The organism is Escherichia sp. B1147 (genome assembly GCF_001660175.1).
Taxonomy (GTDB): domain Bacteria; phylum Pseudomonadota; class Gammaproteobacteria; order Enterobacterales; family Enterobacteriaceae; genus Escherichia; species Escherichia whittamii.
In genome coordinates, this window is the sequence record NZ_LFHY01000003.1 from 201,780 (window position 1) to 223,754 (window position 21,975).

24 protein-coding genes and 1 pseudogene are annotated in these 21,975 nt (G+C 51.6%); 14 read left to right on the forward strand and 11 right to left on the reverse strand.

Going from position 1 to position 21,975, the window contains the following annotated elements:
• Together A9180_RS02215 and A9180_RS02220 are read left to right on the forward strand one after the other, a co-directional pair.
• Positions 1-1,164: a glutathionylspermidine synthase family protein gene (locus tag A9180_RS02215; protein ID WP_064525804.1), complete on the forward strand. Its 1,164-nt coding sequence runs from the start codon at positions 1-3 to the stop codon at positions 1,162-1,164.
• A gap of 83 nt (positions 1,165-1,247) precedes the next feature.
• A complete protein-coding gene (locus A9180_RS02220; RefSeq protein ID WP_064525806.1) occupies positions 1,248-2,873 on the forward strand; it encodes an isovaleryl-CoA dehydrogenase in 1,626 nt (541 codons plus the stop codon).
• A gap of 116 nt (positions 2,874-2,989) precedes the next feature.
• Here A9180_RS02220 and yjfN read toward each other — a convergent pair whose 3' ends face one another.
• Positions 2,990-3,265, reverse strand: a complete 276-nt coding sequence (yjfN, locus tag A9180_RS02225; protein ID WP_001517630.1) for a DUF1471 family protease activator YjfN — start codon at positions 3,263-3,265, stop codon at positions 2,990-2,992.
• Positions 3,266-3,538: 273 nt separating this feature from the next.
• Positions 3,539-3,868, reverse strand: coding sequence for a biofilm peroxide resistance protein BsmA (bsmA, locus tag A9180_RS02230; protein ID WP_064525807.1), 330 nt, complete (start codon positions 3,866-3,868; stop codon positions 3,539-3,541).
• Between the two features lie 181 nt (positions 3,869-4,049).
• On the opposite strand from bsmA, the gene yjfP reads away from it, so the two are divergent.
• Positions 4,050-4,799, forward strand: a complete 750-nt coding sequence (yjfP, locus tag A9180_RS02235) for an esterase (protein ID WP_064525809.1) — start codon at positions 4,050-4,052, stop codon at positions 4,797-4,799.
• Here the strand turns inward: yjfP and ulaR are convergent.
• Positions 4,796-5,551 carry an HTH-type transcriptional regulator UlaR gene (ulaR, locus tag A9180_RS02240; RefSeq protein WP_000133631.1) on the reverse strand — a complete coding sequence of 252 codons (756 nt, stop codon included), beginning with the start codon at positions 5,549-5,551 and terminating at the stop codon, positions 4,796-4,798. The two genes, yjfP and ulaR, sit on opposite strands and share 4 nt — an antisense overlap.
• Positions 5,552-5,658: 107 nt before the next feature.
• Entirely contained in the window at positions 5,659-6,723 is a 1,065-nt protein-coding gene (gene ulaG / locus A9180_RS02245) for an L-ascorbate 6-phosphate lactonase (protein ID WP_001295191.1), read from the reverse strand.
• Positions 6,724-7,077: 354 nt separating this feature from the next.
• On the opposite strand from ulaG, the gene ulaA reads away from it, so the two are divergent.
• The 7 genes from ulaA (at position 7,078) to A9180_RS02280 (ending at position 12,132) form a co-directional block, all read left to right on the forward strand.
• Entirely contained in the window at positions 7,078-8,475 is a 1,398-nt protein-coding gene (gene ulaA, locus A9180_RS02250) for a PTS ascorbate transporter subunit IIC (RefSeq protein ID WP_001355100.1), read from the forward strand.
• Between the two features lie 15 nt (positions 8,476-8,490).
• Positions 8,491-8,796 (forward strand): PTS ascorbate transporter subunit IIB, encoded by a 306-nt coding sequence (gene ulaB / locus A9180_RS02255; RefSeq protein WP_000218362.1) that lies wholly within the window; start codon positions 8,491-8,493, stop codon positions 8,794-8,796.
• Between the two features lie 9 nt (positions 8,797-8,805).
• Complete coding sequence (ulaC, locus tag A9180_RS02260) at positions 8,806-9,270, forward strand: PTS ascorbate transporter subunit IIA (protein ID WP_000776520.1); 465 nt, start codon at positions 8,806-8,808, stop codon at positions 9,268-9,270.
• A 13-nt stretch (positions 9,271-9,283) separates the two neighbouring features.
• A complete protein-coding gene (ulaD, locus tag A9180_RS02265) occupies positions 9,284-9,934 on the forward strand; it encodes a 3-keto-L-gulonate-6-phosphate decarboxylase UlaD (RefSeq protein WP_064525811.1) in 651 nt (216 codons plus the stop codon).
• Between the two features lie 9 nt (positions 9,935-9,943).
• Positions 9,944-10,798: an L-ribulose-5-phosphate 3-epimerase UlaE gene (gene ulaE, locus A9180_RS02270; protein WP_064525813.1), complete on the forward strand. Its 855-nt coding sequence runs from the start codon at positions 9,944-9,946 to the stop codon at positions 10,796-10,798.
• Entirely contained in the window at positions 10,798-11,484 is a 687-nt protein-coding gene (ulaF, locus tag A9180_RS02275; RefSeq protein WP_064525814.1) for an L-ribulose-5-phosphate 4-epimerase UlaF, read from the forward strand. Before ulaE ends, ulaF begins: the two co-directional genes overlap by 1 nt.
• Before the next feature lie 96 nt (positions 11,485-11,580).
• The gene (locus A9180_RS02280; RefSeq protein ID WP_064525816.1) at positions 11,581-12,132 is read left to right on the forward strand and encodes a YagU family protein; all 552 of its coding nucleotides are present in this window, start codon (positions 11,581-11,583) and stop codon (positions 12,130-12,132) included.
• Positions 12,133-12,205: 73 nt separating this feature from the next.
• Here the strand turns inward: A9180_RS02280 and yjfY are convergent, their stop codons facing one another.
• On the reverse strand, positions 12,206-12,481 hold the full coding sequence (gene yjfY, locus A9180_RS02285; RefSeq protein WP_000492914.1) for a DUF1471 family protein YjfY: 276 nt from the start codon (positions 12,479-12,481) through the stop codon (positions 12,206-12,208).
• 326 nt (positions 12,482-12,807) lie between these two features.
• On the opposite strand from yjfY, the gene rpsF reads away from it, so the two are divergent.
• From rpsF to rplI, 4 genes are read left to right on the forward strand one after another with little or no spacing between them, the layout of a single operon-like run.
• The gene (gene rpsF, locus A9180_RS02290) at positions 12,808-13,203 is read left to right on the forward strand and encodes a 30S ribosomal protein S6 (protein WP_001216676.1); all 396 of its coding nucleotides are present in this window, start codon (positions 12,808-12,810) and stop codon (positions 13,201-13,203) included.
• Between the two features lie 6 nt (positions 13,204-13,209).
• Positions 13,210-13,524 (forward strand): primosomal replication protein N, encoded by a 315-nt coding sequence (gene priB, locus A9180_RS02295; RefSeq protein WP_064525818.1) that lies wholly within the window; start codon positions 13,210-13,212, stop codon positions 13,522-13,524.
• 4 nt (positions 13,525-13,528) lie between these two features.
• Complete coding sequence (rpsR, locus tag A9180_RS02300) at positions 13,529-13,756, forward strand: 30S ribosomal protein S18 (protein ID WP_000135199.1); 228 nt, start codon at positions 13,529-13,531, stop codon at positions 13,754-13,756.
• Positions 13,757-13,797: 41 nt separating this feature from the next.
• The gene (rplI, locus tag A9180_RS02305) at positions 13,798-14,247 is read left to right on the forward strand and encodes a 50S ribosomal protein L9 (protein ID WP_001196062.1); all 450 of its coding nucleotides are present in this window, start codon (positions 13,798-13,800) and stop codon (positions 14,245-14,247) included.
• Positions 14,248-14,348: 101 nt separating this feature from the next.
• On the opposite strand, the gene A9180_RS02310 is transcribed toward rplI, so the two are convergent.
• From A9180_RS02310 to A9180_RS02335, 6 genes and pseudogenes are all read right to left on the reverse strand, one after another.
• Positions 14,349-15,626: an MFS transporter gene (locus tag A9180_RS02310; protein WP_001033607.1), complete on the reverse strand. Its 1,278-nt coding sequence runs from the start codon at positions 15,624-15,626 to the stop codon at positions 14,349-14,351.
• 92 nt (positions 15,627-15,718) lie between these two features.
• Complete coding sequence (locus A9180_RS02315) at positions 15,719-17,791, reverse strand: FAD-binding protein (protein ID WP_064525821.1); 2,073 nt, start codon at positions 17,789-17,791, stop codon at positions 15,719-15,721.
• Positions 17,788-19,329 carry an acyl CoA:acetate/3-ketoacid CoA transferase gene (locus tag A9180_RS02320; RefSeq protein WP_064525822.1) on the reverse strand — a complete coding sequence of 514 codons (1,542 nt, stop codon included), beginning with the start codon at positions 19,327-19,329 and terminating at the stop codon, positions 17,788-17,790. Before A9180_RS02320 ends, A9180_RS02315 begins: the two co-directional genes overlap by 4 nt.
• Before the next feature lie 29 nt (positions 19,330-19,358).
• Positions 19,359-20,123: pseudogene (locus A9180_RS02325) on the reverse strand (enoyl-CoA hydratase/isomerase family protein); the annotation flags it as partial.
• 9 nt (positions 20,124-20,132) lie between these two features.
• Positions 20,133-20,975: a sugar phosphate isomerase/epimerase family protein gene (locus tag A9180_RS02330; protein WP_064525824.1), complete on the reverse strand. Its 843-nt coding sequence runs from the start codon at positions 20,973-20,975 to the stop codon at positions 20,133-20,135.
• 9 nt (positions 20,976-20,984) lie between these two features.
• The gene (locus tag A9180_RS02335) at positions 20,985-21,776 is read right to left on the reverse strand and encodes a 3-ketoacyl-ACP reductase (protein ID WP_064525826.1); all 792 of its coding nucleotides are present in this window, start codon (positions 21,774-21,776) and stop codon (positions 20,985-20,987) included.
• Positions 21,777-21,975: the final 199 nt, after the last annotated feature.

Here is a 21,975-nt window from a genome sequence, read left to right on the forward strand (position 1 = left end):
ATGCTGAGACACGATGTTCCTGTACGGCGGGATCTGGACCAGATCGCCGCCAATAACGGTTTCGACTTTCATATCATCGATAATGAAATCTATTGGGATGAGAGTAGGGCCTACCGATTTACCCTGCGCCAGATTGAAGAGCTGATCGAAAAGCCCACTGCGGAACTGCACCAGATGTGCCTCGATGTGGTGGATCGCGCGGTTAAAGATGAGCAGATCCTGACGCAACTGGCGATCCCACCGCTGTACTGGGATGTGATCGCTGAAAGCTGGCGCGCGCGCGATCCTTCGCTGTATGGCCGTATGGATTTTGCCTGGTGTGGTAATGCGCCGGTTAAGTTGCTGGAGTACAACGCCGATACGCCAACTTCATTGTATGAGTCGGCTTATTTCCAGTGGTTGTGGCTGGAAGATGCCCGGCGAAACGGCATTATTCCACGTGATGCCGATCAGTACAATGCCATTCAGGAATGCCTGATTTCGCGCTTTAGCGAGCTTTATAGTCGGGAGCCGTTTTATTTCTGCTGCTGTCAGGATACCGACGAAGACAGGACTACCGTGCTGTATTTGCAGGACTGCGCCCACCAGGCAGGGCAGGAGTCTCGGTTTATCTACATTGAAGATCTCGGTTTGGGCGTCGGCGGCGTGCTGACCGATCTTGATGATAACGTCATCCAGCGTGCATTTAAGCTTTATCCGCTGGAGTGGATGATGCGTGATGATAACGGTCCTCTGCTGCGCAAGCGTCGTGAACAGTGGGTGGAACCGTTATGGAAAAGTATTTTGAGCAACAAAGGGTTAATGCCGCTGCTTTGGCGCTTCTTTCCTGGTCATCCTAATCTTCTGGCGTCCTGGTTCGATGGCGAGACACCGCAGATTGCCGCTGGCGAAAGCTACGTACGTAAACCGATCTATTCGCGTGAAGGTGGTAACGTCACCATTTTTGACGGCAAGAATAACGTCGTTGACCATGCAGATGGCGATTACGCCGATGAACCGATGATCTACCAGGCGTTTCAACCGCTACCGCGATTTGGCGATAGTTACACGCTGATTGGTAGCTGGATTGTCGATGATGAAGCGTGCGGTATGGGTATCCGCGAAGATAACACGCTGATCACTAAGGACACTTCGCGTTTTGTTCCGCACTACATTGCGGGTTAAGAATGTTTTAGCAATCTCTTTCTGTCGGGAATCCGTGGCAGTGACCATACTAATGGTGACTGCCATTGATGGAGGGAGACACTGTGCACTGGCAAACTCACACTGTTTTTAATCAACCTATACCCTTAAATAACAGCAATTTATACCTGTCTGATGGCGCGCTCTGCGAAGCGGTAACGCGCGAAGGCGCTGGCTGGGATAGCGATTTTCTCGCCAGTATTGGTCAGCAACTCGGAACGGCTGAATCCCTTGAACTGGGGCGGCTGGCGAATGTAAACCCGCCTGAATTATTGCGCTACGATGCGCAGGGGCGTCGTCTGGACGATGTCCGTTTTCATCCTGCATGGCACCTGCTGATGCAGGCGTTATGTACCAATCGGGTGCACAACCTGGCCTGGGAAGAAGATGCTCGTTCTGGCGCATTTGTGGCGCGGGCGGCGCGTTTTATGCTGCACGCGCAGGTTGAGGCCGGATCGTTATGCCCGATAACCATGACCTTTGCCGCTACGCCATTGCTGTTACAGATGTTGCCAGCGCCGTTTCAGGACTGGACCACGCCGCTGTTGAGCGATCGCTACGATTCCCACTTATTGCCAGGCGGGCAAAAACGCGGCTTGTTGATTGGCATGGGAATGACGGAAAAGCAGGGCGGTTCCGACGTGATGAGCAACACCACTCGCGCCGAACGTCTGGACGATGGGTCTTATCGGCTGGTGGGGCATAAATGGTTTTTCTCGGTGCCACAAAGCGACGCGCATCTGGTACTGGCGCAGACCGCGGGCGGTTTGTCCTGCTTTTTTGTGCCGCGATTTTTGCCCGACGGGCAACGCAACGCGATTCGCCTGGAGCGTCTGAAAGATAAGCTGGGTAATCGTTCCAATGCCAGTTGCGAAGTGGAGTTTCAGGATGCCATTGGCTGGTTGTTGGGTCAGGAAGGGGAAGGGATTCGCCTGATCCTGAAAATGGGCGGGATGACGCGTTTTGATTGTGCTCTGGGCAGCCACGCCATGATGCGTCGTGCGTTCTCGCTGGCGATTTATCACGCTCATCAACGCCATGTATTTGGTAATCCGTTGATCCAACAGCCTCTTATGCGCCATGTCTTAAGCCGCATGGCGCTTCAGCTTGAAGGGCAAACAGCGTTGCTGTTTCGTCTGGCGCGGGCGTGGGATCGACGCGCCGATGCCAAAGAAGCTCTGTGGGCGCGCTTATTTACCCCAACGGCGAAGTTTGTGATTTGCAAAAGTGGCATGCCGTTTGTGGCCGAAGCGATGGAGGTGCTGGGCGGCATTGGCTACTGTGAGGAGAGCGAGCTACCGCGTCTTTACCGGGAGATGCCGGTAAACAGCATCTGGGAAGGTTCTGGCAATATTATGTGCCTCGATGTGCTGCGCGTTCTCAATAAGCAGGCTGGTGTATACGATTTGCTGACAGAAGCGTTTGTAGAAGTGAAAGGGCAAGATCGTTATTTTGACCGTGCGGTTCGTCGCTTACAACAGCAACTGCGCAAACCAGCTGAAGAATTGGGACGGGAGATAACACATCAATTATTTTTGCTGGGCTGCGGCGCGCAAATGTTGAAATATGCTTCTCCGCCAATGGCGCAGGCGTGGTGTCAGGTGATGTTAGATACGCGCGGCAGCGTGCGGTTGTCAGAGCAGATCCAGAATGATTTATTGCTGCGGGCGACGGGCGGTGTGTGTTTGTAAGCGTATACGGCTGATGCGACGCTGGTTTCGATTAACCAAATGAAATATATGAAAATTGTAGGCCGGACAAGGCGCTCGCGCCGCATCCGGCATTGTTCATTCGCTGTTGATGCCACTCACGCATATAGTATCGCCTGTACGCGCCAGTTATCGGGCTGCTGGTCTTCATACATGGTAATAATGCGATACCATGACGCCCCTTGTTCATCGGCCTTTAACGCCACGATACGTTCCACGTCCTGCGGATCCCCTGAAATATTGCTAACCGAGATCTGACCTATTTCATTCAGGCCCGTCACGCAGTCAGCACTGGCGAATTCTGCAGACTGTGCCGTGGCGCTCGCAGGACAAGTCACTAATTGCAGCGAGGGTGAGGCAAGTAATTGTTTCATCGTCAGCTCCATTTTTCGTTTCCCCACATGTGGCAGGGCATTCCATCGCGGTAATAAACGCCCGAGCTTCCCGCCGGTAATTTATTGTGCACAGGTAAACGCATAGGGACGCAAAGCAATGTAAAGCTGGCTGTATAAGTTGTCTGATTTATTTACGGTATATACTCGTCATACTTCAAGTTGCATGTGCTGCGCCTGCGTTCACTCACCCCAGTCACTTACTTATGTAAGCTCCTGGGGATTCACTCGCTTGTCGCCTTCCTGCAACTCGAATTATTTAGAGTATAAAATGGCTTGTGAATACCACTGTCCTGTCACGATGGTTTCATCCACCATTACGACAACGTAATAATCAGCTTTTGCAGCGACAGCTTTCGCTCTGATTTCTGCTAATGCGTCATCCGGAGAACCCCGTACCATCGTGCTTACGCTACCTATTCGCTGTAACCCTTGGGTCTGGTCGCGGCGAATCTCTTGCGGATGGTCCGTTACTGGCGGTGCTGGCTGTGGCGTACCTTGCAGTGCGCTACAGGCGCTTAACATCAGCACCAATAATAAACTGGCAAACCGGTAAATAACGCTATTACGTTTCCTGCTAACCATAGTGTAGTGCCTTATTAATTTAACTTGAGGGGAATGTTCCCGAATTGTTACCTGGTACGCGATTTTCGAATGAAAACGTGACGAAAGCGTAATCCATATCTCAACATTATGAACTAATACCGCCAGCAGAAACTTGTGCTAAGGATTTCTTCATGTCATACCAGACAAAAAGGAGTGACAAATGATTGAAATAGAATCGTGCGTGCTGGCAGATATTCCCGTTCTTCACGCTTACCCCGTAGGGCAAAAAGATATCCCGTTACCGTGCGTGATTTTTTATCACGGCTTTACTTCATCCAGCCTGGTTTATAGCTATTTTGCCGTCGCGCTGGCGCAGGCTGGTTTGCGGGTGATCATGCCGGATGCGCCCGAACACGGTAGTCGTTTTAGTGGCGACGCAGCGCGGCGGTTAAATCAATTCTGGCAAATCTTGCTACAAAGTATGCAGGAATTCACTACTTTACGTGCGGCAATAGCTGAAGAAAACTGGCTGCTTGATGACCGTCTGGCGGTTGGTGGCGCGTCGATGGGCGCGATGACGGCGCTGGGGATTACCGCTCTCCACTCAACGGTGAAATGTACCGCCAGCATGATGGGATCGGGCTATTTCACATCGCTTGCCTGTTCACTGTTTCCACCGCTAATACCTGAAACCGCAGCACAGCAAAACGAATTTAATAACATTATCGCGCCACTGGCTGAGTGGGAAGCGACAAACCACCTGGACGACCTGGGAGACAGACCTTTATTGCTGTGGCATGGCCTTGATGATGACGTAGTGCCTGCCGATGAATCTCTTCGTTTACAGCAGGCATTAATACAGGCGGGACTGGATAAACAATTAACCTGTTCATGGCAGCCAGGTGTGCGCCACCGCATTACGCCCGAGGCGTTAGATGCCGCAGTGGCGTTTTTCCGCCAGCATCTTTAAACACGCAGAATGCTGACCCCTTGTGCTTCCAGCTGTTGCAGAATCTCCGGGTTAGCATTTTTGCCGGTGATCAGCATATCGATTTGATCCGCGCGGCTAAAGAGCATACCCGCGCGTTCACCAATCTTACTGCTATCGACCAGCACTACCAGTTTCCCCACCACACTCAGCATCTTCTGCTCTGCCATCGCCGTCAGCATATCGGTTTTATACAAACCTTCCGCCGTCAGCCCTTTACCGCTGGTAAACATCCAGTGTCCGGCATAAAGACTATTTTCACTGCCCTGTGGGCTTAAGGTGATGGACTGGCTTTTGTTGTACTGCCCACCCATGATGATCACGCTGTCATGTTCCTGATCGATCAGGTAATTTGCCAACGGCAGATAATTAGTGATGATTTGCACCGGTTTGCCACACATTTCCCGCCCGAGCAGAAACGCGGTTGAGCCGCAGTTGATGACCACGCTCTCGCCCGGGTTGACCAGCTGTGAAGCCGCTTTGGCGATACGTACTTTTTCATCGTGATTTTGCGCCTGGTGCAGATTCATCGGCGTCCAGCGTGGGCGCTGTTGGGTAATAGCTTCTGCGCCATTACGCACTTTTTTCAGTTTGCCGCTTTCGTCGAGTTTATTGATATCGCGTCGCGCGGTAGCAGGTGAAATTCCCAGGCGCTCAACGACTTTCTCCACGGTCACAAAGCCCAATTGTGCGAGCATTTCCAGGAGGATTTGATGTCTTTGTGCTTCAGTCATGAGCTATTCCGATAAAATTTGATTTTTTTAGATGATATTTGAAATAGCCAGGAAATACTACGCCGGATAGCGCGAACATCTTCACGCTATCCGGTATCAACGACAGATTACAGGAACGATTTGAACGGAAGATCCGGTTCAATGGTGAAGCAATCGTCAAAACCACGCGGATAGTGATACTCGAAGTTGTCTTTATCCAGAGGCCAGGTGAACTTGCCGCCCACCTGCCAGATAAACGGCTTAAAGCCATATTTCAGACGATCTTTTTTCATCTCCCATAGCACGCGGATCTCCTGCGGATCGGCCTGGAAGTTTGACCAGATATCATGGTGGAACGGGATAACCACTTTCGCATTCAGGGCTTCGCCCATACGCAGCATATCGGCGCTGGTCATTTTGTCGGTAATACCGCGCGGGTTCTCACCATACGATCCTAAAGCCACGTCAATCTGATGCTCGTTACCATGTTTTGCATAGTAGTTGGAGTAGTGGGAATCGCCGCTGTGATACAGCGAACCGCCCGGCGTTTTGAACAGATAGTTCACTGCACGATCGTCCATGCCGTCTGGCAGCACGCCTGCCGCTTTTTGATCCGCAGGCAGGGTAATCAGTGCAGTACGGTCGAAGGCGTCAAGTGCATGAATTTCGATATCTTTTACTTTCACCACGTCGCCCGGTTTGACCACGATGCAGCGTTCTTTCGGTACGCCCCAGCCGATCCATAAATCCACGCAGGTTTTCGGTCCGATAAACGGTACGTCATCAGCGCAGTTCTGCATCACGGCAGCAGCGACGTTGACGTCGATATGATCGTTGTGATCGTGAGTTGCCAGTACGGCGTCGATCTGGCGAATAGCAAATGGATCAAGGACAAACGGAGTGGTGCGCAGGTTTGGCTGCAGTTTTTTCACGCCAGCCATGCGCTGCATCTGGTGACCCTGTTTCATCAGTGGGTTACCGTGACTTTGTTTGCCAGTACCGCACCAAAAATCGACGCAGACGTTGGTGCCGCCTTCCGATTTCAGCCAGATCCCGGTACAACCGAGCCACCACATCGCAAATGTGCCAGGAGCGACCTGCTCTTGTTCAATTTCTTCATTCAGCCAGCTACCCCATTCCGGGAAAGTGCTCAGGATCCAGGATTCACGGGTGATACTTTTCACTTTACTCATCGCCATTTACCTTCATGATAGTTCAATTCAAATCAATATGTGATTGGTTTTGATTAATCCTGACACTATTTTTTCAGGAAGGCAATGACCATTTTTTGACTTTTTGCCAGGGGAGTTGTTGTGAATTTTGAGTATGGAAAGACTTAATGGAATGTGTAATTCAATTAACTATATGAATTTAAATGAGTAAATGTTTCTTGGTGTGAATCCCGTATTTTCGTTATGGAATTATTTGCGTGCCGCGTCACATTTAATCATAAATAATCTTGTTGTGATTACTTTTGAAAATTAGAGTGAGTGCACAACATTCCGGGTGTGCGGAATACTCGGTTACCTCTTCTTCAGGAGATCGTTATGGAGATCCTCTACAACATCTTTACCGTGTTTTTTAACCAGGTCATGACCAATGCCCCGTTGTTGTTGGGTATTGTGACCTGTCTGGGCTACATCCTGCTGCGCAAAAGTGTCAGTGTAATTATCAAAGGTACGATAAAAACCATTATTGGTTTCATGTTGTTGCAGGCAGGGTCCGGCATCCTGACCAGCACCTTCAAACCGGTGGTGGCGAAAATGTCTGAAGTCTACGGCATCAACGGTGCGATTTCAGATACTTACGCTTCCATGATGGCCACTATCGAGCGCATGGGTGACGCCTATAGCTGGGTGGGGTACGCGGTACTGCTGGCTCTGGCGCTGAACATCTGTTACGTGCTGTTGCGTCGCATTACCGGCATTCGCACCATCATGCTGACCGGCCACATTATGTTCCAGCAGGCGGGGCTGATTGCCGTTACGCTGTTTATTTTCGGCTACTCCATGTGGACCACCATTATCTGCACCGCGATTCTGGTTTCGCTCTATTGGGGCATCACCTCCAACATGATGTACAAGCCAACTCAGGAAGTGACGGACGGCTGCGGTTTCTCCATCGGTCACCAGCAACAGTTTGCATCCTGGATTGCCTATAAAGTCGCGCCGTTCCTGGGCAAAAAAGAAGAGAGCGTTGAAGACCTCAAACTGCCAGGCTGGCTGAACATTTTCCACGACAACATCGTCTCCACGGCGATTGTAATGACCATCTTCTTTGGCGCCATTCTGCTCTCCTTCGGTATCGACACCGTGCAGGCGATGGCGGGCAAAGTGCACTGGACGGTCTACATCCTGCAAACCGGTTTCTCCTTCGCGGTGGCGATTTTCATCATCACTCAGGGCGTGCGCATGTTTGTGGCGGAACTCTCTGAAGCGTTTAACGGTATCTCCCAGCGCCTGATCCCGGGTGCGGTTCTGGCGATTGACTGTGCGGCTATCTATAGCTTCGCGCCGAACGCCGTGGTCTGGGGCTTTATGTGGGGCACCATCGGTCAGCTGATTGCGGTTGGCATTCTGGTCGCCTGCGGCTCTTCCATTCTGATTATTCCAGGCTTTATTCCGATGTTCTTCTCCAACGCCACTATTGGCGTATTCGCTAACCACTTCGGCGGCTGGCGTGCGGCACTCAAAATTTGTCTGGTGATGGGGATGATTGAAATCTTCGGCTGCGTCTGGGCGGTGAAACTCACCGGTATGAGTGCCTGGATGGGCATGGCGGACTGGTCGATTCTGGCACCGCCGATGATGCAGGGCTTCTTCTCCATCGGTATCGCCTTTATGGCCGTCATCATTGTAATTGCACTGGCTTATATGTTCTTCGCTGGCCGCGCGCTGCGCGCAGAAGAAGATGCAGAAAAACAACTGGCAGAACAGTCTGCTTAATAAGGAGTTTTGATTATGACCGTACGTATTCTGGCTGTGTGTGGCAACGGACAAGGCAGTTCCATGATCATGAAAATGAAAGTGGACCAGTTTTTAACCCAGTCGAACATCGACCACACGGTAAACAGCTGCGCGGTTGGCGAGTACAAAAGTGAGTTGAGCGGCGCGGATATCATCATCGCTTCTACCCATATCGCGGGCGAAATCACCGTAACCGGCAACAAATATGTGGTTGGCGTGCGCAACATGCTCTCACCTGCCGACTTTGGCCCGAAACTGCTGGAAGTGATCAAAGAGCATTTCCCGCAGGACGTGAAGTAAGGGCGCGCCATGAAATTACGTGATTCGCTGGCTGAAAATAAATCCATCCGTCTGCAGGCCGAAGCAAATACCTGGCAGGAAGCGGTGAAAATCGGCGTTGACCTGCTGGTGGCGGCGGACGTTGTCGAACCGCGTTACTACCAGGCGATTCTGGATGGCGTTGAACAGTTTGGCCCCTATTTCGTTATCGCTCCGGGGCTGGCGATGCCGCACGGGCGGCCGGAAGAGGGCGTTAAGAAAACAGGTTTCTCTCTGGTAACGCTGAAAAAGCCGCTGGAATTTAACCACGACGACAACGATCCGGTGGATATCCTCATCACCATGGCGGCGGTCGATGCCAACACTCACCAGGAAGTGGGCATCATGCAGATAGTCAACCTGTTTGAAGATGAAGAGAATTTCGACCGTTTACGCGCCTGCCGTACCGAGCAGGAAGTACTGGATTTAATTGACCGCACCAACGCGGCAGCTTAAGAAGGAATTGAACATGTCATTACCGATGTTGCAGGTCGCGCTGGACAACCAGACTATGGATAGCGCCTACGAAACCACTCGCCTGATTGCCGAAGAAGTCGACATTATCGAAGTGGGTACCATTCTGTGCGTGGGCGAAGGCGTGCGTGCGGTTCGTGACCTGAAAGCGCTTTACCCGCACAAAATCGTGCTGGCAGACGCCAAAATTGCCGATGCGGGCAAAATCCTTTCTCGTATGTGCTTCGAAGCCAACGCTGACTGGGTGACCGTGATTTGCTGTGCGGATATCAACACCGCCAAAGGTGCGCTGGACGTGGCAAAAGAGTTTAACGGCGACGTGCAGATCGAACTGACCGGTTACTGGACCTGGGAACAGGCGCAGCAGTGGCGTGACGCAGGCATTGGGCAGGTGGTTTATCACCGCAGCCGTGACGCGCAGGCCGCTGGCGTGGCGTGGGGCGACGCGGATATCACCGCAATTAAACGTCTTTCCGATATGGGCTTCAAAGTGACCGTAACCGGGGGCCTGGCGCTGGAAGATCTGCCGCTGTTCAAAGGCATTCCGATTCATGTCTTCATCGCTGGCCGCAGCATCCGTGACGCCGCGTCTCCGGTTGAAGCCGCGCGTCAGTTCAAACGTTCCATCGCCCAACTGTGGGGCTAAGGAGCGGATATGCTGTCCAAACAGATCCCGCTCGGCATTTATGAAAAAGCACTCCCTGCCGGGGAGTGCTGGTTGAAACGGCTGCAACTGGCGAAAGAGTTGGGTTTTGATTTTGTCGAGATGTCGGTGGATGAAACGGACGCTCGCCTGTCGCGCCTTGACTGGAGCCGTGAACAACGTCTGGCGCTGGTCAACGCGATTGTTGAAACGGGTGTGCGCGTGCCGTCCATGTGCCTTTCAGCTCATCGTCGTTTTCCTCTGGGGAGTGAAGATGACGCAGTGCGGGCGCAGGGGCTGGAGATCATGCGTAAAGCTATCCAGTTCGCGCAGGACGTCGGCATTCGCGTGATCCAACTGGCGGGCTATGACGTTTACTATCAGGAAGCCAATAACGAAACGCGTCGTCGTTTCCGTGACGGGCTGAAAGAGAGCGTTGAGATGGCAAGCCGGGCGCAGGTCACGCTGGCGATGGAGATCATGGACTATCCGTTGATGAACTCTATCAGCAAGGCGCTGGGTTACGCGCACTATCTCAACAACCCGTGGTTCCAGCTCTACCCGGATATTGGCAACCTGTCGGCGTGGGACAACGACGTGCAGATGGAATTGCAGGCCGGAATAGGGCACATCGTCGCGGTGCATGTGAAAGACACCAAACCGGGCGTCTTCAAAAACGTACCGTTTGGCGAAGGTGTGGTGGATTTCGAACGTTGCTTCGAAACGCTCAAACAGAGTGGCTATTGCGGGCCTTACCTGATTGAGATGTGGAGCGAAACGGCGGAAGACCCGGCGGCGGAAGTGGCGAAAGCGCGTGATTGGGTGAAAGCGCGCATGGCTAAAGCAGGCATGGTGGAGGCGGCATAATGCAAAAGCTGAAACAGCAGGTATTTGAAGCCAACATGGATCTGCCGCGCTACGGGCTGGTGACCTTTACCTGGGGCAACGTCAGCGCCATTGACCGCGAACGCGGGCTGGTGGTGATCAAGCCCAGCGGCGTCGCCTACGAAACCATGAAAGCAGACGATATGGTGGTGGTCGATATGAGCGGCAAGGTGGTGGAAGGGGAGTATCGTCCGTCTTCCGACACTGCGACGCATCTCGAACTCTACCGTCGTTACCCGTCGCTTGGCGGCATTGTCCATACCCACTCTACTCATGCCACCGCATGGGCGCAGGCGGGGCTGGCGATCCCGGCGTTAGGCACCACGCACGCCGACTACTTCTTTGGCGATATTCCGTGTACTCGCGGATTAAGCGAAGAAGAGGTACAGGGCGAGTATGAACTGAACACTGGCAAAGTGATTATCGAAACGCTGGGTGATGCCGAGCCGCTACATACACCGGGTATTGTGGTGTACCAGCACGGGCCATTTGCCTGGGGTAAAGATGCCCACGACGCGGTGCATAACGCGGTGGTGATGGAAGAAGTGGCGAAAATGGCGTGGATTGCTCGCGGCATTAACCCGCAGCTTAATCCCATCGACAGCTACCTGATGAATAAACACTTCATGCGTAAGCACGGGCCCAACGCCTATTACGGGCAGAAGTAAGCAGTGCGCTCCGGAATTATTACCTCCTGCGGGATGTAATTGGTCTGATTCCGGGGCCGCTTCAGTTAAAAAATCGTATAAACAGCAGGTGTTTTTATGGCTATCAACGGATTGTTTTTCAGAACGGATCCGCAACGTCGCCGCTATGGCGTGGCGTTACTTGTGGGTGTACTTTCAGGAATTATTTCAGCATTTGTTAAATGGGGCGCGGAAGTTCCGTTGCCGCCACGCACATTTTCCGGTGGTCGTGATGAATTTAATCCGCCGTATATCTTTTTACGGGATTATTTAGGCATCGACCCAACACAAACGGTGTATACATTTTCGGAACATATCATCAACCCGGTAATGGTAACGCACATCATCTTCTCACTGGTTTTTGCGATAGGGTATTGTGTTGTCGCGGAAATTTTCCCGAAAGTGAAATTATGGCAGGGAATATTAGCAGGGCTTATTGTGACAGTGGCAGTTCACGGCATATTTTGTCCGGCGCTGAATTTAACGCCGCCGCTCACTCAATTGCCTTTTGACGAATATGCCTCTGAAATTCTTGGGCATATTTTCTGGTTCTGGATAATAGAAATAATGCGCCGCGACTTACGTAATCGCATTACTCATGAGCCGGACCCGGAAGTCGCTATTCGTTGAATGTCCGCGTAAAAAAGCCCCCTGCGAAGGGGGCAAAGCTAACTATGGCAATGTTTCGTTGGTTATACTGGTGCTAGCGATAAATATCCGCGCTGGCGTGCATGTTGCCGTTACTCCCCGGTTCCCGCATCAGAATCACGTGGTAGTACGTTGCGCCCTGCGCATCAGTCTCTTCATTTAATGCCTGACGTGCTTCACTTTCGGTGGCGAAGTTATGATTGATATAAATCACGCCTAAGCTCTGTACGTCGTCCATATTTCTGGCCTGGTGGTTATTAATTTCAATGGCTGCCCATGTATTTGCACTTAGCAAAAGCACAGCCAGAAGGGCTAAAACACGGCTGAACATAGATACCTCCTCAACGGCTGACTTTGTGTGCTCTCCTCTGTGATGATCTTCTGCTTTAATTTTAATCAATGATAAAGAAGTTGATGGTGACCATTTCTGATGCAGTTGTTCAAAAAAACACCGTGATGGAATGTGATGAACTTCAAATCAGCGGGTTAGTACGATTTGGCGAAAAATGAGATTTATTTGTCGGCTGGCCTTGAGTTTAGCGGGGTATACCAGTACTATAACGCGTCATTTTTCAGCCGCCCTTTAACACGTTCCTTGCCTCCATGGGCTGCGGTTGACCCAGACAGGAGGCTGAATAATCCGTAAGGAGCAATTCGATGCGTCATTACGAAATCGTTTTTATGGTCCATCCTGACCAGAGCGAACAGGTTCCGGGCATGATCGAGCGCTATACTGCTGCCATCACTGGTGCAGAAGGCAAGATCCACCGTCTGGAAGACTGGGGCCGCCGTCAGCTGGCTTACCCGATCAACAAACTGCACAAAGCTCACTACGTTCTGATGAACGTTGAAGCGCCGCAGGAAGTGATCGATGAGCTGGAAACTACCTTCCGCTTCAACGACGCCGTTATCCGTAGCATGGTAATGCGTACTAAGCACGCCGTTACCGAAGCATCTCCGATGGTTAAAGCGAAAGACGAGCGCCGTGAGCGTCGCGATGATTTCGCAAACGAAACCGCTGATGATGCTGAAGCTGGGGATTCTGAAGAGTAATTTCTGATGACCAACCGTCTGGTGTTGTCCGGCACCGTGTGCAGGATGCCCCTTCGAAAGGTCAGTCCATCAGGAATTCCTCACTGCCAGTTCGTGCTTGAGCATCGTTCTGTGCAGGAGGAAGCCGGTTTTCACCGGCAGGCGTGGTGCCAAATGCCCGTTATTGTTAGCGGACACGAAAACCAGGCCATTACTCACAGTATAACGGTCGGCAGTCGCATAACCGTTCAGGGGTTCATTTCATGCCACAAGGCAAAGAACGGTCTGAGCAAAATGGTTTTGCATGCCGAGCAGATTGAATTGATAGATTCTGGAGACTAGCCATATGGCACGTTATTTCCGTCGTCGCAAGTTCTGCCGTTTCACCGCGGAAGGCGTTCAAGAGATCGACTATAAAGATATCGCTACGCTGAAAAACTACATCACCGAAAGCGGTAAGATTGTCCCAAGCCGTATCACCGGTACCCGTGCAAAATACCAGCGTCAGCTGGCTCGCGCTATCAAACGCGCTCGCTACCTGTCCCTGCTGCCGTACACTGATCGCCATCAGTAATCGGTCACGGTCCATTAATACGACTTTGAGAGGATAAGGTAATGCAAGTTATTCTGCTTGATAAAGTAGCAAACCTGGGTAGCCTGGGTGATCAGGTAAACGTTAAAGCGGGCTATGCTCGTAACTTCCTGGTACCGCAGGGTAAAGCTGTTCCAGCTACCAAGAAAAACATTGAATTCTTCGAAGCACGTCGCGCTGAACTGGAAGCTAAACTGGCTGAAGTTCTGGCAGCAGCTAATGCTCGCGCTGAGAAAATCAATGCACTGGAAACTGTTACCATCGCGTCCAAAGCTGGCGACGAAGGTAAACTGTTCGGTTCCATCGGTACTCGCGACATCGCTGACGCTGTAACTGCAGCTGGCGTTGAAGTGGCTAAGAGCGAAGTTCGTCTGCCGAACGGCGTTCTGCGTACCACTGGCGAACACGAAGTGAGCTTCCAGGTTCACAGCGAAGTATTCGCGAAAGTGATCGTAAACGTAGTAGCTGAATAATTCGTTATTCAACGAGACGTAAAAACGCCGACCATTGGTCGGCGTTTTGCTTTATAGCGAAAGCGTTACAACTGGTAGTATAACGCTCTGATATCTATTAATTAGCTTGTCGCTAACTGTACTTGCGGTTCTTCATCTTTAACTTTGATAAGCGTCCACAACGCAATGGCGCCAATAATGTCAAAGAAAGCCAGGGCAATAAAGAACGGCGCGAAGCCGATAATGTGAACGAATGCCCCGATGAACAGGTTGAAAATCAACTGACCGCTCCACGCACATGCCCCTGCCATACCCACTGCGGTAGCCACTTCGTCTTTTTTGAACAGATCGCCGCCCAGAGTTGCTGCAACGGTAGAAAGGCATTGATGCGAGAACGCGCCAATACTAATCAGTAACACGGCAATGTAGGGATTTTCGACAATACTCACCAGACCAATCGTCATCATAATGACGGCAGCGATAGTGAAGGTAATTCTTCGCGAGTTAATTAAACTCACGCCGCGATCGTGGAAGAACTTCGCCACAAAACCACTGGCTAAACAGCCAAGGTCGCCCAGCAGGAAAGGCAGCCAGACGAACATGGCGATTTCTTTCAGGCTAAAATGCAGCGTTTCAACAAAGAAAATCGGCACCCAGAAGTTAATGGTTCCCCATGCCGGGTCAGCGAGAAAACGCGCGATGCCAATCCCCCAGAAATTACGTTGGCTGAGGATATGCTTGATTGACGTTTTTTCTTTCTTATCTGTTTTAAGATGCTGTTCTTGCCCTGATTCAATATAGTGGCGCTCTTCATCAGAAAGGCGTTTGGCATCTTTTGGATCTTTATAACAAAAGAACCAAAATAAAGCCGCGAGCAAAGCAAGACTACCTGAGACAATAAACGCAAATTGCCAGCTATGAAACATAATGCACCAGGCAATCAGCGGTGGCGCAAGCATCGCGCCAAGTGAGGTGCCCATATTGAAAACACCTGTCGCCACGCCCCGCTCTTTTGCCGGGAACCATGTTGATGCGGTTTTTACACCCGCCGGAATCGCCGACGCTTCGCTGAAACCCATCAGGGCGCGCATAAATGCCAGACCTGACCATGTTCCGGTAAGTGCATGACCCATTGTCGCTAGGCCCCAGATTGCGGCACATATCGCAAAACTTAACTTCAGACCCACGGTATCAATAAAGAAACCCATTATCGGTTGACCCAATGTATAGGCCAACTGGAATGCACTGACAATCCATGAATATTGCTCTTTAGTTATTCCGGTTGTCTCCATAATAGTTGGAGCCGCAATACCTAACGCCGTTCTGTCCAGATAATTGATTACAGTGATAAAGCATACGAGGGCAATCATATGCCACCGGTAATTCTTTATTTTATTCATGTTTAAACCTTTTAATTATATTAATAAACCCTGGTTGTTGGTAATTCCGTGTAATAGTTAATAAAAATCAGGTACAGAGAACATATTAAAAATTATTGTGTGTAAATCTCTCCCTTTAGAAACTCTGGCCAGTTTTTTTCAAAGTAAGTACCATTAATACGAGGTAGCACACGTAAAGACTTCACTTCAGTAATAAAAGAGTCTTGTGAATAATGAATCGTTAATTTGTGATTTTTATCGTCAGCAAGTTCAGAGCGAAAACGCCATTCTTCTTTTGCGCCGCGACGAGTTTGTGGTAGATATTCGCCTTGTGGATCAATAACCATCCTCGCTCCACGGCTGCCGCCGCCTGCATCAATATAATGTGTCAACTGTGTCAATACGGCGGCAGACGTTAGCGCCATATGCCGCCACATAAATAGCTCGGCAATTTCGCCAACATGGTTGATGGTCAAACCGTGTTGTTGCACAAACTCACTTAACAGCAGGGCGTCACGGGCGGCGTGACGAACTTTATCGGCATGACAAATAAATCCGGCGTAATCAGACATTCGCGCCTGAATTTTTTCTTTCACCGTTACCAGCGCCATTCCATTTTCGTTTGCCAGCGCCTGAGTGATGATCTCTCTGACGGTAGACAACGGCGAGGCTGCCAGCTTTGCAATATCTCCATCAACAGACCGCTTTTGTGTGCAGCCAATAAAACGCGCCAGACGCACTGCAAAAACCTGTCCGGCATTCAGTGCCGCGCCGCCAGGTCGGGTAACGCCGTGAGTTCCGGCCACTTCTCCCACCGCAAAGCAACCGGGCAGGGAGGTTTGCCCCCAGACATCCACTTCAATACCGCCATTCATATGCTGATTGTTCATGGCGAACTGCAGAGGCTGCGCAGTGAGATCGTAACCGTGCATCTTATACAGCGAGATAGACAGCGGATTCATCCGTTGCAGGCGTTCGATGGGCGATGGCACCAGGGCGCCGTTATTTTCCAGATACGCGTGGACGTCGGCATCCAGTCGCTCTAATGAGAACGGCAAATCACCAGGCACGGCTTCAGGATTGCGATTGAAATCCATAAAAACCTGGCGACCACGTTGTTGTTCCTGCGCCACCGCCATATCTAACAAGCTGGAACCAAAATCCATCACCCGCGTGGCATGGAACGGCCACTGATAGCCCTTACGGAAGATGTTTGAAGCCAGTTCCTGGGTAGTGCGATAGTAATCCGTAAGGAAGTTATACTCGTTGCCTTCTGTATCCACAGAATAGATATACGGGATCACCTGCACATAGGTGCCGGATAAATTCCACGGAAAGGTGCTGCGCGGCGTGCCAATACCAAACTGGCTTTCGGTCAGATTGGTTAGCGTCAAACCTTCTTCCAGCGCAAGCCCCAGCGAGCCAAAGCATTTATGCGGATAAACACTGTCGCGATAAAGCTCGCCCGGTCCGCCCGTTGCCAGTACTACATTGGGAGCAGTCACAATTGCCAGCCCCCACGGGTTATGGGCGCGGGAACCGGTTGCGAGGATAGCCCCCGCAACGCGATCTTCGCCATTCTCACCGCGTTGATGCAGCAGCTTAATTACTGTTGCACTGGTCAGTAGTGGAATTGCAAGACGCTGCACTTCCTCCAGCAATACTTTCACCATCAGACGAGAAGTACGCGGCCCACACGAGGTTGCGCGTCCGGCTTCGTCATGATCGGTCTGATAACGGAGAATTGCGCCATAGCGGTCCTCTGGTAATTCCAGACCAAGATGTTGCAGACCGCCAAGAGTGTGCAGGGAACCGACCGCCTCGACATAAGCGGTGTCGTGATCCATCGCGCCGCCGCTCGCCAGTGCTTCCGCCAGTTTGGCGAAGTTGTCGCCGTTGCCCGCAGTAGCGGCGGTAAACAGTGTTTGTTTATCGGAACCAGAACACGCTGACGTTCCCATATATAACCCGGCGGTCGCAATCAGCACATTTTGCTGACGACGCTTTAGTTCTACTGCAGCGCGCAGTCCAGCCGCGCCACTACCAACGACCAGTGCATCAACTTGCCAGAGTGGATAATCTACACCGTCCACCGCAGCAACCACGGTTGGCTCTGCCTGCGCAAAACCCTTCGGAAAAGTGACGTGCGTCAGCGTGTCGAGGATGGCGTCATCAAGCTGGCTCATGCACCCTCCATCGGCGTAAACAGGCTGCTTTCCATCAGACGTGGTTGCCTGATAATCGGACGGAAGGCCATATACGGCAGAATGTCGCGGTCAATCTCCACGCCCGGAGCAATCTCAATTAATTCAACGCCTTCTGCCATTAACTGGAATACCGCACGTTCGGTGATGTACAGCACTTCCTGACCGCTTTGCTGTGCGTAGGCGGCGCTAAAGGTGATTTTTTCCACCTGGGTAACCAGTTTAGGGATTTGACCTGACTGGGCGATATGCAAGCCATCTGGCGTTACATCAATCTTGCTGCCTTTGGCATCAAACGTACCGCAGAACACCACTTTACGGGCGTTTTGTGCAATTTCGAGGAAGCCGCCGGGGCCGATCAGATTTCCGTTGAGATGCGAAACGTTGACGTTGCCGTGCTGATCCATCTCACCCATGCCGAGGAACGTAATATCGATGCCACCGCCACTGTAGAACTCAAATTGATCGAGTGATGGAATAATGGCATCGGCGTTGCGGGCGCAGCCGAAAAACGCATCATCCAGCATCATTCCGTTATGTACGCCTTGTTCAACACTTAGCCATAAACTTTGGTAAGGCACGCCTTCGCGCAGCGCAACGCCAGGAATACCGCCCGGAATACCAAAGCCAAAGTTGGTTGAAGCTCCGGCAACCAGTTCGCGTGCTGCCCGGCGAGCAATCAGGCGACGTACCGGATGGCTAACCAGTTCAATAGCGTCGTTAGAACTCAGACGGCGATGCTGACCGCTGATGGTCAGGTCGTAACCGCCAAGATAGGTTTGTGGTTGTTCGCGGTGTTCAACGATACCATCGACCAGAATCCCTGGCAGCTTGACCATGCGAGGTTCAATGGCGCCAGCTTCCAGTACATCGCGCACCTGTACAAACACTTTGCCGCCGCTGTTGTGTGCTGCCAGCGCCATCGAATAGCTATCCATATCAATCGCTTCTTCTTCGAGGCTGACGTTGCCACGCGGATCGGCATAGGTGCCGCGCAAAATGGCATAGTCCACTTTGAAAGGGCGATAGCGGAGTTTGGTTTCGCCATCAATTTCAATCAGTTCTACCAGATCCTCGGTGGTGCATTCGTTCGACTTACCGCCGCCATTGCGTGGATCAACAAACGATCCCAGCCCAACGTGGGTAAAAAGCCCCGGACGTCCGGCACCGATTTCCCGCAGCAATGCCTGAATTACGCCACCAGGAAAGCAGTAGGCTTCAATAGTGTTATTTTTTACCAGCGCCTGCATTTTGGGCGACCAGGTAAAGTGTCCGGCAATTATGCGTCTGAGCATATCTGCATGAGCGAAGCGGTTTGTGCCTTTACTGTCGCGATCGCCAATGCCCAGAGAGTGGATTAGCGTCAGGCCGCGAGGGTGTCCGGTTTGCAGGAAACGCGCTTCAATGGCAGCCATAATATGGTCGGCTTCCACCATTCCGCCGCCGTTACCGCTAATAGCAATGGTTGCCCCGTCCTGAATTTGCGCCGCCAGTGCCTCGGCGGTTGATATCTTACGCATACAATTTCCTTATTGATTATGAAAGCTAAAAAGCTAACACTACCTTTTTCGGCAAATGCGCGTGTCGCCTGCTGGCAATCCTGAGTAGCAGACATTAACCCTGCCAGTAACTGGTGTGAGTAATCGGCGTGTTTATTTTCCAGCGCCAGAATCAGTTGTTTAATGTGCGCCAGCGCCACTGGACCACATTTTTCCAGCTGGGTGAACTGGTTCGCCATCCAGCTTTCCACCTGTTCTTTTTCCACCACTTCATCAATTAAATTCGCTGCCTGAGCTTCCTGCGCCGTCAGGCGTTTACCCAGCATCAGCATCTGACGACCGACCACCGGGCCAACCTGATTAAGCACGCGTTCAATGCCCATCCAGCCAGGCACCATGCCGAGGATTACTTCAGGATTAGAGAATTTCGCGTGGGGGCGAGCGATACGAATATCGCAGCACAAGGCAAGTTCAATCCCACCTCCGATGGTATGACCGTTGAGATTCGCAACCGTTAATTGGGGTAAATTGCGCAGGCGATTAAAAACCTCGTTACCGCGTTTAATCCATTTTCTGCCCATATCTAATGGCGAATAGGCTGACCACGATTTAATATCGCCGCCTGCACAAAAGAATTTATCACCAGTAGCGGTTAATTCGACTAATCGTAATGCCGTGTCGTTTTCAATTTCATTTAAATAATGGTCGAGAGATTCAATCATCTCTTCGTTAATAGCATGACATTTATCTTCACGGTTCAATGTCAGGCGGCAAGAAGCCGCCGCTCTGCTGAACAGAACGGGTTGGTCACTCATGATTATTCCTTAACAATAATGCGCAATGCGATCGACGCTAATATCCAGCGTGCTGTTAATATCTTGCTGCCACCAGTACGGTGAGAATATTTCCAGTTCAATAGCACCATTAAATCCGGCGTTTTCAACCAGTCGACGAATTGACGGAATATTGATTACACCATCTCCCGGCATTCCCCGGTCATTGACTAAATCGGTGGTCGGCACCAGCCAGTCGGAAACATGAAAAGCGAGAATGCGTTTTCCGGCACGCCGGATCTGGCTGGCGAGATCCGGGTCCCACCAGACGTGGTAGACATCTACCGCGACGCCGAGGCCAAATTCGCCATCGGGATCGAGTTCATCGCACCAGTCCAGCGCCTGGCGTAACGTGCACAGACAGGATCGATCGGCAGCGGTCATCGGGTGCAGCGGCTCCAGTGCAATCGGCACGCCAACTTCTTTCGAATGTGGCAGCAACTGGCGGATCCCTTGTTTCACCTGTTCTCGCGCTTCATACAGATCTTTTGTACCCGTTGGCAGTCCGCCGACCACCTGCATATAACAGGCGGCGTTAAGCTCGGCGGCGTCGTCCAGCGCCCGGCGGTTATCGTCAACCGCCAGCTTGCGCTCCGCCAGTGTTGGCGCGGTGTAGTACGTACTGCGGCACAAACCCGAAACACGCATGTTACTGGCGGTGAGTTGGCAGGCGATCTGCTGGAGATCTTCGCCCTGCAACTCTCTGCGCCAGGGGGCGATCGCGCCGATACCGCGTGCGGCACAGGCATCAATAATGGCGGGCAGCGGCGTTTTATAACCTAGCGTCGCGGTATTAATGCTTAATAAATCAGGGCGTTGTAACAGATCTCTCATGGTTCAGCCTCAGAAGCGCGGCATACTTAAGCCGCCGTCGATAGCGACCGCCTGACCACAGGTATAAATCAGCTTACCTTCCGCCATTGCGCGTACGGTGGAGGCGATATCCTGTGGAAAGCCCCAACGGCCCCACGGTACCAACCCTTTGGCAATCAATTCATCGTAATAGGCGGTTGCCGGAATAGTCATATCGGTTTTGATTAAACCTGGGCGGATTTCATAAACGCCAATTTGTTCGTTGCACAGGCGAGCGGCAAACAGACGGGCGGCAGCAGATACTGCCGTTTTGGCAATGGTGTATTCGCCGCGATTCATCGCCAGCATGATGGCGTTGATTGAGCTGACAAAAATAATCGAGCGGTGTGGTAGCTCCGCTTCCGGTTTTGGTTGTGCGAGCAGACGTTTACTGAATGCCTGGGCGAGGAAGAATGGCGCGCGGGTATTGATGGCAATGTTGTCGTCGAAGCTGTCTGGCTCCAGGTCGAGAATATCACCACGCTTTTTCACCGAAATTCCGGCGTTATTGAGCAGGCAGTCCAGACGTCCCCACTGGTTTTGCGCTGCATCGAGCATCTCTTCATGCAGGGATAGATCGCCAACATCGGCAGGGAAGCAAATGACTTCCACGCCTTCCGCCATACATTCCTGTTGCGTGGCATGTAATTTTTCTACGCTGTCGGCATCGGGGCGATCGTTAATCAGCAGGTTAAACCCACTACGAGCAAGCTCCAGCGCACAGCCCTTTCCAATACCACGTGCGGCTCCGGTGATGACGGCAACAGAACGAGTGGACTTCATACAATAACCCTCTTTTGAATATTATTTCCCTAAGTGACGATTAGCTTGCGATGCGCGGAAAGAAAGATCAACCATCTGGTTGGTTGATTTGCGATAATGATCACAGGACATTTGATAACCTGATGAAAGTACGAGTTTTTGCCCTTTTTTCTGGAGCTGAAATCAAATCAGGTTATGATAGACATCATGAAGAGGAGAT

Bases quoted from the DNA above. Each gene is read 5' to 3' on its own strand.
- ulaA (WP_001355100.1), top strand. From the start codon at position 7,078: ATGGAGATCCTCTACAACATCTTTACCGTGTTTTTTAACCAGGTCATG.
- ulaD (WP_064525811.1), top strand. From the start codon at position 9,284: ATGTCATTACCGATGTTGCAGGTCGCGCTGGACAACCAGACTATGGAT.
- ulaF (WP_064525814.1), top strand. From the start codon at position 10,798: ATGCAAAAGCTGAAACAGCAGGTATTTGAAGCCAACATGGATCTGCCG.
- ulaB (WP_000218362.1), top strand. From the start codon at position 8,491: ATGACCGTACGTATTCTGGCTGTGTGTGGCAACGGACAAGGCAGTTCC.
- bsmA (WP_064525807.1), bottom strand. From the start codon at position 3,868: ATGGTTAGCAGGAAACGTAATAGCGTTATTTACCGGTTTGCCAGTTTA.
- yjfN (WP_001517630.1), bottom strand. From the start codon at position 3,265: ATGAAACAATTACTTGCCTCACCCTCGCTGCAATTAGTGACTTGTCCT.
- yjfY (WP_000492914.1), bottom strand. From the start codon at position 12,481: ATGTTCAGCCGTGTTTTAGCCCTTCTGGCTGTGCTTTTGCTAAGTGCA.
- priB (WP_064525818.1), top strand. From the start codon at position 13,210: ATGACCAACCGTCTGGTGTTGTCCGGCACCGTGTGCAGGATGCCCCTT.
- A9180_RS02335 (WP_064525826.1), bottom strand. From the start codon at position 21,776: ATGAAGTCCACTCGTTCTGTTGCCGTCATCACCGGAGCCGCACGTGGT.
- A9180_RS02280 (WP_064525816.1), top strand. From the start codon at position 11,581: ATGGCTATCAACGGATTGTTTTTCAGAACGGATCCGCAACGTCGCCGC.
- rplI (WP_001196062.1), top strand. From the start codon at position 13,798: ATGCAAGTTATTCTGCTTGATAAAGTAGCAAACCTGGGTAGCCTGGGT.
- yjfP (WP_064525809.1), top strand. From the start codon at position 4,050: ATGATTGAAATAGAATCGTGCGTGCTGGCAGATATTCCCGTTCTTCAC.
- A9180_RS02310 (WP_001033607.1), bottom strand. From the start codon at position 15,626: ATGAATAAAATAAAGAATTACCGGTGGCATATGATTGCCCTCGTATGC.
- A9180_RS02320 (WP_064525822.1), bottom strand. From the start codon at position 19,329: ATGCGTAAGATATCAACCGCCGAGGCACTGGCGGCGCAAATTCAGGAC.
- A9180_RS02330 (WP_064525824.1), bottom strand. From the start codon at position 20,975: ATGAGAGATCTGTTACAACGCCCTGATTTATTAAGCATTAATACCGCG.
- ulaE (WP_064525813.1), top strand. From the start codon at position 9,944: ATGCTGTCCAAACAGATCCCGCTCGGCATTTATGAAAAAGCACTCCCT.
- rpsF (WP_001216676.1), top strand. From the start codon at position 12,808: ATGCGTCATTACGAAATCGTTTTTATGGTCCATCCTGACCAGAGCGAA.
- A9180_RS02315 (WP_064525821.1), bottom strand. From the start codon at position 17,791: ATGAGCCAGCTTGATGACGCCATCCTCGACACGCTGACGCACGTCACT.
- ulaC (WP_000776520.1), top strand. From the start codon at position 8,806: ATGAAATTACGTGATTCGCTGGCTGAAAATAAATCCATCCGTCTGCAG.
- rpsR (WP_000135199.1), top strand. From the start codon at position 13,529: ATGGCACGTTATTTCCGTCGTCGCAAGTTCTGCCGTTTCACCGCGGAA.
- ulaG (WP_001295191.1), bottom strand. From the start codon at position 6,723: ATGAGTAAAGTGAAAAGTATCACCCGTGAATCCTGGATCCTGAGCACT.
- A9180_RS02215 (WP_064525804.1), top strand. From the start codon at position 1: ATGCTGAGACACGATGTTCCTGTACGGCGGGATCTGGACCAGATCGCC.
- ulaR (WP_000133631.1), bottom strand. From the start codon at position 5,551: ATGACTGAAGCACAAAGACATCAAATCCTCCTGGAAATGCTCGCACAA.